The following is a 12,944-nucleotide window of genomic DNA, read 5'->3' as shown; positions in this document are numbered from 1 at the left end:
GGCTTTTTTCCTTTAATTACTGTGCTTCAGGATTGTCTTCAGCCTTACCTGTGCTGTCAATTTCCTCAGAAGCGTGGTCAGCATCATCGATTTCTGCGCCGTCATTCAGCAGTTCCGGCTCACGGTCAAGTCCGACCAGTCTTTGTATCGTTGCGTCCGCTTCTTCTATGCCGATTCGTTTCAGGGCAGAGAATAATTGGATCGTGAACGGGAACAAAGGTCCCTCATTATCTACGTACTGAGATAACACTTCTTTGGCCTGGCGCAAAGCATTGGTGCATTCATTGCGGTTTAATTTGTCTGCTTTGGTCAAAATGCAATGGATCGGGCGGCCAGTCGGCGCAAACCACTCCAGCATCTGGATATCCAGATCAGTGAAAGGACGGCGGGCATCCATGATTAACACCAATGCTGCCAGTTGCGTACGACGCTGTACATACGCACCGAGCAACTGATTCCAGTGTTGTTTTGCCGCTCCTGGTACTTCCGCATAACCATATCCAGGCAAATCCACGATCAGCGCACGGATCTCATCGACCCGTGTTTCGTCTTTACGATGCTGACCGACGTGGGCGCCGCCGATGGAAAAATAGTTAATGTGCTGGGTTCGTCCAGGAGTTTTTGATGCAAAACAAAGTTTCTTTTGATTACATAGGGTATTAATGGCGGTCGATTTGCCAGCGTTAGATCGGCCGGCGAATGCGATTTCCGGTACGTGGGAACGCGGTAGATCACGTAAATGATTTACCGTAGTAAAGAAGCGGGCTTGCCAGAGGATAGACATAGAGGAAAGGAAAGATTGAAAAATGCAACAGTCAGCGGTAAAAACGCTTAAAAGCTATTGTACAATAAGGGGTTAGATATGGGCAGAAGTAAACAAGTCCAGTCCTACTCTGGATATCAATATCGGTTTGATTCGCATCAAGCCAAATTAGTAGCTACGTGTCGCCATCAGGGCCGATTTCTATTACTTAGTCTCAGGGTGTATGAATGAACCGTGCTTTCTTACCAGTTTTGAAATCCATTAGCATTGCCATTTTGGCTATGTCTTCTATTACTTCTGTGGCGTATGCCAACGAAGCAGCTAAGTCAGCCAAAGCCGATCCGGCCAAAGGCGAGGCTTTATTCACCAATGGTGATGCAGCACGTGGCATTGTTGCCTGCGTCTCTTGCCACGGTGAGCACGGCAACTCTACTATTTCAGTCAATCCTAAACTGTCGGCACAGCACGAAGCCTACATTTCTAAGCAATTGCATGACTTTACCGGCGCTGATCGTAATAATCCGGTTATGACAACATTTGCCAAAGCAATGACACCAGAAGACGTCAAAAACGTCTCTGCTTATTTATCGCTACAAAAATCTGCCCCAGGTGCCGCGAAAAATAAAGACATCGTTGAACTGGGTAAACAAATTTACCGTGGTGGTATTGCTGAGAAAAACGTGCCTGCCTGTGCTGGTTGCCATAGTCCTAACGGCGCTGGTATTCCTGCACAGTTCCCACGTATTGCTGGACAACATCAGGATTATACCATTGCGCAGTTGACCAACTTCCGCACTGGCGCTCGTAAAAACAGTGCACAGATGGTTTCCATCGGCAAAAAAATGTCTGACGATGAAATGAAAGCCGTTGCGGATTACGTCGCTGGCTTAAAATAATTCAAAAAATCGGATTATCACCTCTTTCGCTCGCTGTGACCCAGTTGCAGTAGCTGCCACAGTTGCTGTAGAAAGATTGAGTAGAGGTTATCCGCTATTTTTGACATGCAATACGGAGGGGGTGGCGAAATGCCATCCCCTTTTTTTCAGGTTATTCTCGGAGCAGTATGGACAATAAGATCGATGCCGAACTGGCGACTTCCACCGGCGGCATACACATCAACACCCGCAAAGCCTGGTTGGCGGATGCCATAGAATTACTTTCATCGATGCGGTTTGCGATTAGTTTGCTGACGTTGATCGCGATTGCTTCCGTCATCGGTACCGTGATGAAGCAAAATGAACCAATGCCAAATTACGTCAATCAATTTGGGCCGTTCTGGTTTGAAGTCTTTAAGTCGTTTAGTTTGTATTCGGTGTATACAGCCTGGTGGTTTTTGACCATCATGGGTTTTCTGGTTTTATCGACCAGCTTGTGTCTGATTCGTAATGCGCCCAAGATGTTGAAAGACATGCGCAGCTGGCGTGAAAATGTGCGTGAGCAGTCACTACGTAATTTTCACCATAAGGCTGAATGGCAAGCAAAAGAAACCCGCACCGCAATAGTTCCGGCACTGACCGCCCATCTGGCACGTATTGGCTATCGCTTCAAATTGATAGAAAAAGATGGCGCGACATTAATCACCGCTAAGCAAGGGGCGGCAAATAAGTGGGGTTACATTTTTGCCCACAGCGCGATCGTTATCATTTGCATAGGCGGTATGCTCGATTCCGAAATGCCCATCCATTTTCAGCAATGGTTTATGGGCAAGGTACCGTTTGACGGCAATGGCATCATTGCTAAAATTCCTGAGCAACATCGACTGTCGTTGGCTAATCCTACTTTCCGCGGTAATACCATGATTCCGGAAGGCGCGAGCAGCGACACCGCGATCATCCCACAACAAACCGGCGTGTTTATTCAGGATTTGCCGTTCACTATTCGCCTCAAAAAATTCACCATCGATTTTTATACAACGGGCATGCCTAAGCTCTTCGCCAGCGATGTAGAAATTGTGGATCACGACACCGGAAAAAGCTTTTCTTCAACGATCAAGGTGAATCAGCCTTTGATCTACAAGGGCATCGCCGTCTATCAGTCAAGCTTTGAAGATGGCGGTAGTCGATTGAAGCTCGCTGCCTTCCCTATGTCCGGTGGACAAGCAAAACCATTTGAAGTCGCTGGAGAAATTGGCGGTTCAACACCATTGTCAGGTCAGGATGGTAACGACATGACGATAGAATGGTCAGGATTCAGACCGTTCAACGTCGAGAACATGGCACGCAATGGCGCAGATGTGCGTGCTGCCAATGCCAAGCAAACGTTTAATGAGCAATTCAGTACCGATTTGAATAAGCACCTGGGCTCAGCTGGTAAAAACGCCAATAACAAAGATTTAAAAAATGTCGGTCCCAGCGTGCAGTACAAATTGCGCGATAAGACCGGACAGGCAAGAGAATTCAGCAACTACATGCAATCGCTGTTGATCGATGGCGATTATATGTTCCTTGCTGGTACGCGGGATTCGCCTGCTGATGCCTTCCGTTATCTGCGTATTCCGGCAGACGATAACGATACCGTCAATGAATGGATGCGCCTGCGTGCCGCCATGAATAACCCGGCTTTACGCGATGCTGCTGCGCAACGTTATGCGGCACGTGCGATGTCATCGTCTGTGCCGAATGCCAAACAACTGCAAACCCAACTGGCAGAATCAGCCAGAAAGAGTTTGTCGATTTTTGCGGGTGATGGCAAACAAGCAGGCTTTGTCGCCATTTCTAAATTCCTGGAGCAAATTCCCGCCAACGATCAAGCCAAAGCGGCCGATGTGTTCATGAAAATTTTGAATGGCAGCATGTGGGATTTATGGCAAATGGCGCGCGCCCAAGACGGTTTGCCTGAGCTGGAATTGGACGACAAACATGCGCGCTTTTTACTATTAGCCACAGGGGCGATGTCTGACGCATTTTTCTACGGTGCGCCGGTGTATTTGCAACTAAAGAGTTTTGAAGAAGTCAAAGCCTCGGTATTGCAAGTGACTCGTTCACCGGGCAAAAAAGTCGTCTATCTTGGTTGTTTGTTGTTAGTATTGGGCGTATTTTCGATGTTCTATATCCGCGAGCGTCGTTTATGGATCTGGCTCAAAGACGATGCCGCTACAACGACTATACTGATGGCCTTAAGCTCACAGCGAAAGACGCTGGATTTTGAGAAAGAATTTGAGCAGTTAAAAATACAATTAGGACAAATCGTTCATCACGGACAAGCGTGAGAACGAAATCCCAATGATCGACTACACTGACAGTCAGGGTTGGCTGTTTGAGGACATAAAATGGAAATAACGCAGAACTACACGCCATATCAGGGCTTTTTCAAGCGACTGACAGTGCTTGATTGGCTTTACGCTGTTGCCCTGAGTATGGCGTCACTGTTTGCTTTAAGCCGTTTTGGCGGCTTTATGGATGTGTACGAAAAAGGCGTTTTGTTGCTCGCCGCACCGACCTTTGCCTGGCTGGGCTGGCATTGGAAGCCGGTGCGCTGGTTGATACCTCTCTTAGCCGTGCTGAGTTTGTTCGCGATTCATTTGTATGGTGGTTCGCTGGACATGGCAAATCAGAAATTTTTCCTGAAATACTTGTTGTCGAGCCAATCGGCGATTTTGTGGATGGGAACGCTGTTCTTTTTATCCACGCTATTCTATTGGGGCGGTTTGATTGCGCGTTCCAATTTTGGCTCATCGGTCGGTTCGGTTCTATGCTGGGCGGCCGTGATCATGGGTTTTACCGGAATGTTGGTGCGCTGGTATGAATCGTATCTGGTGGGGATGGATGTCGGGCATATCCCGGTTTCTAATTTGTACGAAGTGTTTATTTTGTTTTCGATGATCACCGCTTTGTTCTATTTGTACTATGAGCAACAATACGCCACTTTACAACTAGGACCTTTTGTCTTGCTGGTGATCTCTGCCGCTGTCGGATTCTTGCTGTGGTACACGGTGAGCCGTGATGCGGCGGATATTCAGCCCTTGGTACCAGCATTGCAAAGCTGGTGGATGAAGATACACGTGCCAGCGAACTTTATTGGTTACGGTACGTTTTCATTGGCTGCGATGGTCGGTCTGGCTTATTTACTCAAATCCAAGGGTTACCTCGAAGATCGTCTGCCTAGCCTCGAAGTGTTGGACGACGTGATGTACAAGGCGATTGCGGTTGGTTTTACGTTCTTTACTATCGCCACTATCCTTGGTGCGTTATGGGCAGCAGAGGCTTGGGGTGGATATTGGTCGTGGGACCCGAAAGAAACCTGGGCGCTCATCGTCTGGTTGAATTATGCGGCATGGTTGCATATGCGTCTCATGAAGGGCTTGCGTGGCCAGGTCGCCGCATGGTGGGCACTGGTGGGCTTGCTGGTCACGACGTTTGCTTTCCTTGGCGTGAATATGTTCTTGTCAGGTTTGCATTCTTACGGAACCTTATAAGTAGTTTGCTCTATAAGTAGCGTTTCTAAATAAACTTCAAACTCCTTAATGCAGAGGCTTAGAGAAAAAGTTAGTTTTCTCTAAGCCTTTCCGAACATCAACACTGCTGGCATTTGTTTTTTGCTACGGTACTTGTTCGCGAATCCCTGAAAAATGTAAGGATCAGCAGAGTTCTTCGACTCATGAGAAACTAAGTAGCAAAACAGCGGTCAGAACGATGACTGTTTTGCCTGGCATCTCAACTACGGAGTTCAATATGCTGATTAAATCTCGCCCTGACGGCATCGATCTGCCGCTTTCTTCCGAAATCACACCGCGCGCAATATTCGAGTCGCGACGTGACTTTATCCGCCAATTAGCCGTTGGTTCGATCGCTGGTACTTCTTTGTACGAAATGGCCAATCGTGAAGCCTTTGCGCAAACACTGGGCGCACAAAAAATGGCCGCCACACTCAATCCTGCGTATGCGCTGATCGAGAAAAAAACGGCGTACAAAGATGCCACGACCTACAATAATTTTTATGAATTTGGCACCGATAAGTCAGAGCCTGCCCAAACCGCTGGCAGCCTGAAAACGCGACCATGGACGGTCACGATAGAAGGTGAGGTCAAGAAACCGATCACGCTGGATATCGATAGTCTGATTAAATTGGCTCCGCTTGAAGAGCGCATTTATCGTCTTCGTTGCGTAGAAGGTTGGTCAATGGTGATTCCATGGATAGGTTATTCTTTATCAAATCTGATCAAAAAAGTTGAGCCGACAGCGAACGCGCGTTACATAGAATTCATCACCTTGGATGATAAAAAACAGATGCCAGGTTTGCGCAGTCCGGTGCTCGAATGGCCGTACGTCGAAGGCTTGCGTCTGGATGAAGCAAATCACCCATTGGCTCTGCTGACCTTTGGCATGTACGGCGAGGTATTGCCAAACCAAAATGGGGCGCCAGTTCGAATCGCTTTGCCTTGGAAATATGGCTTTAAATCCGCGAAATCGATTGTTAAAATCCGTTTTGTAAAAGACCAGCCGCGCACGGCCTGGAATAGTGCGGCTCCTCGTGAGTACGGTTTTTATTCTAACGTCAATCCTGAGGTCGATCACCCGCGCTGGTCGCAGGCGACAGAACGCCGGATTGGTGAAGATGGTCTATTTGCACGCAAGCGTAAAACCCTGATGTTTAATGGGTATTCTGAAGTGGCCTCCTTGTATTCCGGCATGGATCTGAAAAAATTTTTCTGATATGGCACTCTCACAAAAGCAAATTTCGGGCATCAAAGCAGTTATTTTTCTGCTGGCGCTGCTACCTTTTTTTCGTCTCGTGGCATTCGCGTTTCTCGATAAACTTGGTGCCAATCCAGTCGAGTTTATTACCCGCAATACCGGTGACTGGACCTTGTATTTCCTATGTATTGCTTTAGCAGTGACGCCAGTACGCAGGCTGCTGAATGTGCCGTGGTTATTAAAGCTGCGCCGTATGTTGGGTCTGTATGGCTTCTTTTATGCAAGTCTGCACTTTTTGACTTTCTTGTGGTTCGATCATTTTTTTGACGTACAGGAAATGTGGAAAGATGTACTCAAACGCCCGTTTATTACTGTGGGTTTTATCGCTTTCGTAGGCTTGCTACCACTCGCTCTCACCAGTACCAATGGGATGATCAAACGTCTCGGCGGCAAACGTTGGCAACTGTTGCATAAGCTGGTTTATGTGATCGTACCGTTTGGCGTTTTGCATTATTACTGGATGAAATCCGGCAAGCATGATTTAACACAACCATTGATGTTTGCTGCCTTGGTCGGCACCTTGTTGCTGGCACGGGTTTGGTGGCATTGGTCAGCGACAGCGCGCAATCAGGCTAGCGCTTAGGGAATATGCAGGGGGGGGCAAGAAATGCTGCACTGCTTTTGCTTCCCGAGGTGTTACACGGCATAATGTTCAGCTCTCATTTTATTCGGCAAGAGCGGCTGACCAAGTATGACGACATATCAACTACAAAAAGAGCAAGCGGAGACACTCACCCAACGTTGTGCTATCCGAGTGTTAAACAGCATAGGCTGGAAAGTAAATTACCGGCCATTACCGGGACCTTTAGGGGTCATTATCGTTTACCCACATACATCTAATTGGGATTTTGCTATCGGTATTTTGGCTAAACTCGCGATAGGGATGCCATTTCATTTCATTGCTAAATCGAGTTTGTTTGAAGGAATTACCGGCGCCACTATCGGCCGCATCATTCGCAAGTTGGGCGGTGAACCAATAGAGCGTGGCGTATCTACAGGTGCTATTGCCAGATTGGCAGAGAAAATTAATCGTTCCAATTGGTATTGGTTAGCTATTACACCAGAAGGTACGCGTAGTTTCCGTCCTTACTTACGCAGTGGCTTTTATCACATTGCGCTCGCAGCCAAAGTTCCATTGGGCTGCGCATATTTCGATTTTTCGCGCAAAGAAATCAGTCTGGTCGATTACATGGAACTCAGCGGTGACACGAACACCGATTTACAAAAAATTCGTGACGTCTACGCTGGCGTTCAAGGTTGCCGGCCAAAACAGGCTGGAGCCATACAATTCCGTGAAAATTAAATTAGGCGAGACCTGGAAGTAAAAAACACCTCTTTGACATCAAGTGCAAAGAGGTGTTTTTTTATTTCGCTCCGCTCTTATTTTTTCTCAGGAGTCATGCTGGTGCCTTCCGCAGAGCTACTGGCAGTTGTACGCGCTGCGTCTGGAGCTGGTGTGGTTACCGGTCTGGAAATCGGCAATTCATTGGTTAAGGCTTTATTTGGCATATACAAAGGGCCACGCGCACCGCATGCACCAAGCAGGCTTGCCGAGATGGCAGCTAAAATCAGAGAGTAAATAAGTGGTCGCATCTTGAATTTGTCTAACAACGTATAGAATGGCGTTTTAAGTGTGAATCAACGTGTGTATCACAGCGTAAATCACAGCGTAAATCACAGCGTAAATCACAGCGTAAATCAACGCGTGAATTAAAGCATGAATCAATCAAAGGAGTGTAGCATGACTGAATCTGAATTCCTGATACTGGCGGAGTCTTGCCTGGCGCAGGTGGAAGAAATGTTTGAAAAAGCATTCGACAACGACGAATTAGATGTTGAGTGTAGCCGTAGCGGCAATGTTTTGACGATAGAATTTGTCAATAACGGCTCGAAAATGATCGTTAATAGCCAGGCGCCAATGCAAGAAATGTGGCTGGCGGCACGTAGCGGCGGCTTTCATTACAAATATGATGGGCAGCACTGGTTAAATACCAGAGATGGTAGCGAATTGTTTATGACTTTATCGGCATTAGGAAAAGAACAAGGGAAGTAAGCAAAAAGGGCAATCATTCGATTCCCCTTTTTGTTTAGAAGCTAATAACTTTTCAGTGCTTCACTTAGTTCGTCGTTGGGCTCGTTTCATCAATGATAGCTGGCGTAGTTAAATCCTGTACGGCAACTCCGGGTGGATTTTCAGCATAGTAGAAATCCCCATTCGCCGAAATGATTCCATTTGGAACAGGTCGCTCTTCCATTGGTACATCTTTGAGTGCTTTTTGCATGTAGCCTATCCAGATTGGCAAAGCCAGACCCCCACCGGTTTCGCGGTTACCGAGGTTTCTTGGCTGGTCAAAACCTATCCATGCGATACCGACCAATTTGGATTGGTAGCCAGCAAACCAAGCGTCAAAAGAATCGTTCGTGGTACCTGTTTTACCCGCCAGGTCGGTTCGTTTTAATACCATCGCTTTCGCCGCAGTACCATAACGCACCACGTCTTTGAGCATGCTATCAACCAGGAACGCATTGCGCTCGTCGATCACGCGATTAGCTTCATCACCCGCTTTGTCTGGTTTTGCTTGCACCAGAATATTGCCGTTGTTGTCGGTAATTTTATTGATCAGGTAAGGATTGATTTTATATCCGCCATTTGCGAAGACCGAGTAAGCACCTGCCATCTGCAAAGGTGTAACAGCACCAGCGCCTAGTGCAAGGGTAAGATAAGGTGGATTTTTTTCAGGCAGAAAACCAAATCGTGTCGTGTATTCCTGGCCATATTTCGCGCCGATTCTATGCAAAATCCGGATCGAAATCATATTTTTTGACTTCGTCAGACCTTTACGCATGGTCATAAGACCTTCATATTTGCCATCGTAGTTTTTTGGTTCCCACGCTTGCCCGCCAGTCTGACCAGCATCAAAACTGATAGGTGCATCGTCAATGATTGTTGCTGGAGAAAGACCTTTTTCCAGAGAAGCGGAATAAATAAAGGGCTTAAAGCTCGAGCCAGGTTGACGCCATGCTTGTGTCACATGATTAAACTTGTTGAGGTTGTAGTCGAAACCGCCAACCAGTGCTTTAATTGCGCCGTCATGCGTATCAGTTGCAATGAATGCGGATTGTACTTCTGGCATTTGGGTGATAACCCAATTTTTACCCTCTTGCATCACGCGTACGACTGCGCCACGCTGGATGCGTTTGTTGGCAGGGGTTTTAGTACTTAAGCCGCTTGCCGCAAAACTAATGCCAGCTTCATCTATATGAATTTCTTCGCCATCAGCCAAGACTGCGCGAACAGATTTTGGATTCGCATCAAGTACCATTGCGACCTGCAAATCGTCGCTATTAGAGTGTTCCGCTAATGCCTTTTCAATTGCATCATCTGCGGCTTCTTTGCCTTCCGGGATCGCGATGATCGCTTCAGGGCCTCTATATCCATGGCGTTTTTCATAGTCCATGACGCCACGTCTTAAAGACAAGTAAGCGGCATCCTGATCCGCCTTGGTAATGGTTGTGTAGACATTCAGTCCGCGGGTATAGGTGTCCTCTTTGAATTGTTCGTAGACTAATTGACGAGCCATTTCAGCAACGTATTCTGCATGAATGCCAAATTCACTGCTGTCGGTTTTCGTGATAATTTCTTCGTTCTTGGCCTGTTCGTATTGTGCGTCGGTGATGTATTTCAAATCATGCATGCGCAACAAAATATATTGTTGACGTACTGTTGCACGGCGTGGATTGGCTACCGGGTTGTATGCTGACGGCGCTTTGGGTAGACCCGCTAACATCGCAGCTTCCGCGATCGTCAGATCTTTAATGTTTTTTCCAAAATAAATTTGTGCAGCCGAAGCAAAACCATAAGCACGTTGCCCCAGATAAATCTGATTCATATAGACTTCAAGAATCTGATCTTTCGTTAAATTTTGTTCAATTTTCCACGCCAATAATATTTCGTAAATTTTTCGTTTGAAAGTCTGTTCACTCGATAAGAAAAAGTTACGGGCAACTTGCTGTGTAATGGTGGATGCGCCTTGTTTTGCACCCCCTGTCAGATTGTGTAATGTCGCACGGGTAATACCTAAGTAATCAACACCCCCATGTTCGTAAAAACGATCATCCTCGATCGCCAGCACTGCTTTCTTCATGATTTCAGGAATTTGATCAAAGCGAACAACGTTACGCCTTTCCTCACCAAACTCACCTATTAATACATTGTCCGCAGAGAAAATCCGAAGCGGCATTTTGGGTTTGTAACTCGTAATTGAATCGAGTTCAGGTAAATTAGGATAGGCCAAAGTGAGAGCGAAGCCTATGATGAGTGCAATCGCAACAGCTGAACCAACCACGATACTGAGCATCGCGACAAGGATACGCTTGCCAATACTGGGCTTCGCTGTCGTTTTTTGTTGATTCTCGTTGGAAGAGGAAATTTCTTTATCTGACATGAGTTTCTAGTGTGGCAATAGCAAACCACATTATAACGGTTGTCGTCGTTTATCCCTTTAAAGGTTGCTGGATTAATTCTAATCAGATGTAATTTATACATCGAGTGGAAATTTGGCAACGCATTCTGAACGTGCTCTGAGGAAAGTCCTTTACCAATGCGGGCTATATTGCTACGATTTCATGTAGGATTGGATAAGTGTCTCGTAAATAGCGGTTTTTAAAGAGAATTTCCAAAAACTTGCATCCAGGATGCATGCTTTGTTTCAATTTGTAAAAAATACACACAAAAGTGTTTATGAGGGGATATTCTTGGCTTTTGATCTTGCTTCACTGCTAGGCAGAAAAAATCCGCCGCTTATAGGGCTGGATATCAGTTCGTTTGACATCAAGCTTGTTGAGCTTACTGAGGGCAGCAATAAGGCGTATCGTCTCGAACGTTATGCCTCTGAACCTTTGCCAAAAGGTGCGGTTCAGGACGGCAATATAGAAAATATCGAGCAAGTTTCCGAAACGATTCGTAAATTAGTAAAAAGAAGCGGTGCCAACACTAAAAATGTAGCTTTGGCAATGCCAGCGGCAGCAGTAATTACTAAAAAAATATTGCTGCCTGCAACATTAAGCGATCAGGCCTTGGAAATTCAAGTTGAATCGGAAGCGAGTCAATACATTCCGTTTTCAATGGATGAGGTAAGTTTGGATTTTTGTGTTATCGGACCTGCGCCTAACCAAGAAGACGTTGAAGTCATGTTAGCTGCCTCCCGTAAAGAAAAGATTGAAGATCGCGTGGCTGTTGCGCAAGCGGCGGGTTTGCAGGCTAAAGTGATGGATGTTGAGTCTTATGCTGCTCGTGCTGCCATGGTGCGATTGATTGAAATGCAGGCAAACGAAGGTCGTGATCAAATTTACGCGATTTTTCAAATAGGTACAAAACGAACGAATATTTACATATTGCTCAATGGCGAAGTGGTTTATGAGCGTGAACAACAATTTGGCGGTAGTCAATTGACCCAAGATATCGTTCGTAATTATGGCTTGTCACAAGAGGAAGCCGAATTAAAGAAGAAAACTGGGGATTTACCAGATAGTTACGAAATGGAATTACTTGAACCATTTTTAGAAAACGCTGCACTCGAAGTTACTCGCGCTATTCAATTTTTCTTTACGTCTACGCCTTACACCAGAGTTGATCAAATATTTTTAACGGGTGGTTGTGCGGTAGTGACTGGTTTGGTTGATATCGTTGCTGAGCGAACCAAAATTTCTACTGCGGTCATTAGTCCATTTAAAGGGATGGAGCTGGCTGCTGGAGTTAATGAAAAAGTATTACGCAATGATGCCCCAGCCTACACGATCGCTTGCGGTCTGGCCCTGCGGAGATTTGGCTGATGATAAAAATCAATCTTCTTCCGCACCGGGAAGAAAAACGCAAACAGCTCAAAAAAGATTTTTACTCTTTGTTATTGCTGGCGGCAATTCTTGGAGCATTAATTGCTATTGTCGTTGGCGCTATCAATGCTAGTGAACTTGGGACGCAAACAGACAGGGTTAATTTCATCAAAAAAGAAAACGGCAAACTCGACGAGAAAATTAAAGAAATCGTTAATTTGAAGCAAGAGATTGATTCGCTCAAGGCAAGGCAGCAAGCGGTTGAAGATTTGCAGGGGGATCGAAATCAACCAGTCTATTTGCTAGATGAGTTGGTTAAATACACTCCTGAAGGCGTATATTTGCGTCAATTAAAACAGGATGGACAAAAGATTACATTAAATGGTTATGCTCAATCGCAAGAGCGCGTTGCTGATTACATTCGTAGTTTAGGAGGTAAGTCTGAATGGATGTATAAACCTGAACTTGTTGACATTCATTCCTCTGGGCTAGGTCAGGGAAGGGATGCAAAAAAAGTGTACGAATTCTCGATTAATGTTGCGATCAAGCGCCCGAGAGAGAAAGAAGATGTGGCTTCAGGTGCTGCGGCTGGTCAGGCGCAGGACAAGAATCGACCAACTCCTGGTCATTAAGATAAAAGAATTGGAAGGTCAGGA

General features: G+C 46.1%; 12 protein-coding genes. 9 read left to right on the top strand and 3 right to left on the bottom strand.

Annotated features, from left to right (window positions below):
- Positions 1–16: 16 nt before the first annotated feature.
- Entirely contained in the window at positions 17–784 is a 768-nt protein-coding gene (yihA, locus tag H8K32_RS04125; RefSeq protein WP_186911204.1) for a ribosome biogenesis GTP-binding protein YihA/YsxC, read from the bottom strand.
- Between the two features lie 206 nt (positions 785–990).
- Here yihA and H8K32_RS04120 point away from each other — a divergent pair, with 206 nt between their 5' ends.
- From H8K32_RS04120 to H8K32_RS04095, 6 genes are all read left to right on the top strand, one after another.
- Positions 991–1,659: a c-type cytochrome gene (locus tag H8K32_RS04120; protein ID WP_186911203.1), complete on the top strand. Its 669-nt coding sequence runs from the start codon at positions 991–993 to the stop codon at positions 1,657–1,659.
- Positions 1,660–1,826: 167 nt separating this feature from the next.
- Entirely contained in the window at positions 1,827–3,971 is a 2,145-nt protein-coding gene (locus H8K32_RS04115; RefSeq protein ID WP_186911202.1) for a cytochrome c biogenesis protein ResB, read from the top strand.
- A gap of 60 nt (positions 3,972–4,031) precedes the next feature.
- Positions 4,032–5,177, top strand: a complete 1,146-nt coding sequence (gene ccsB, locus H8K32_RS04110; RefSeq protein WP_186911201.1) for a c-type cytochrome biogenesis protein CcsB — start codon at positions 4,032–4,034, stop codon at positions 5,175–5,177.
- A 256-nt stretch (positions 5,178–5,433) separates the two neighbouring features.
- The gene (gene msrP / locus H8K32_RS04105; RefSeq protein WP_186911200.1) at positions 5,434–6,414 is read left to right on the top strand and encodes a protein-methionine-sulfoxide reductase catalytic subunit MsrP; all 981 of its coding nucleotides are present in this window, start codon (positions 5,434–5,436) and stop codon (positions 6,412–6,414) included.
- 1 nt (position 6,415) lies between these two features.
- Positions 6,416–7,039, top strand: a complete 624-nt coding sequence (locus tag H8K32_RS04100; RefSeq protein WP_186911199.1) for a protein-methionine-sulfoxide reductase heme-binding subunit MsrQ — start codon at positions 6,416–6,418, stop codon at positions 7,037–7,039.
- Between the two features lie 108 nt (positions 7,040–7,147).
- Positions 7,148–7,759 carry a 1-acyl-sn-glycerol-3-phosphate acyltransferase gene (locus tag H8K32_RS04095; RefSeq protein ID WP_186911198.1) on the top strand — a complete coding sequence of 204 codons (612 nt, stop codon included), beginning with the start codon at positions 7,148–7,150 and terminating at the stop codon, positions 7,757–7,759.
- A gap of 77 nt (positions 7,760–7,836) precedes the next feature.
- On the opposite strand, the gene lptM is transcribed toward H8K32_RS04095, so the two are convergent.
- On the bottom strand, positions 7,837–8,049 hold the full coding sequence (gene lptM / locus H8K32_RS04090; RefSeq protein ID WP_186911197.1) for an LPS translocon maturation chaperone LptM: 213 nt from the start codon (positions 8,047–8,049) through the stop codon (positions 7,837–7,839).
- Between the two features lie 148 nt (positions 8,050–8,197).
- On the opposite strand from lptM, the gene cyaY reads away from it, so the two are divergent.
- The gene (cyaY, locus tag H8K32_RS04085; RefSeq protein ID WP_186911196.1) at positions 8,198–8,509 is read left to right on the top strand and encodes an iron donor protein CyaY; all 312 of its coding nucleotides are present in this window, start codon (positions 8,198–8,200) and stop codon (positions 8,507–8,509) included.
- 64 nt (positions 8,510–8,573) lie between these two features.
- On the opposite strand, the gene H8K32_RS04080 is transcribed toward cyaY, so the two are convergent.
- Positions 8,574–10,814 (bottom strand): penicillin-binding protein 1A, encoded by a 2,241-nt coding sequence (locus H8K32_RS04080; protein ID WP_246447119.1) that lies wholly within the window; start codon positions 10,812–10,814, stop codon positions 8,574–8,576.
- Positions 10,815–11,211: 397 nt separating this feature from the next.
- Here H8K32_RS04080 and H8K32_RS04075 point away from each other — a divergent pair, with 397 nt between their 5' ends.
- Positions 11,212–12,288, top strand: a complete 1,077-nt coding sequence (locus tag H8K32_RS04075; protein ID WP_246447104.1) for a pilus assembly protein PilM — start codon at positions 11,212–11,214, stop codon at positions 12,286–12,288.
- Complete coding sequence (locus tag H8K32_RS04070) at positions 12,288–12,920, top strand: PilN domain-containing protein (RefSeq protein ID WP_186911193.1); 633 nt, start codon at positions 12,288–12,290, stop codon at positions 12,918–12,920. Before H8K32_RS04075 ends, H8K32_RS04070 begins: the two co-directional genes overlap by 1 nt.
- Positions 12,921–12,944 lie beyond the last annotated feature (24 nt).

It is taken from the genome of Cognatundibacterium jejuense (assembly GCF_014284255.1).
Taxonomy (GTDB): domain Bacteria; phylum Pseudomonadota; class Gammaproteobacteria; order Burkholderiales; family Burkholderiaceae_D; genus Undibacterium; species Undibacterium jejuense.
The sequence above is the reverse complement of the archived record's forward strand: the minus strand, read 5'-3'. Positions and strand labels throughout refer to the sequence as shown.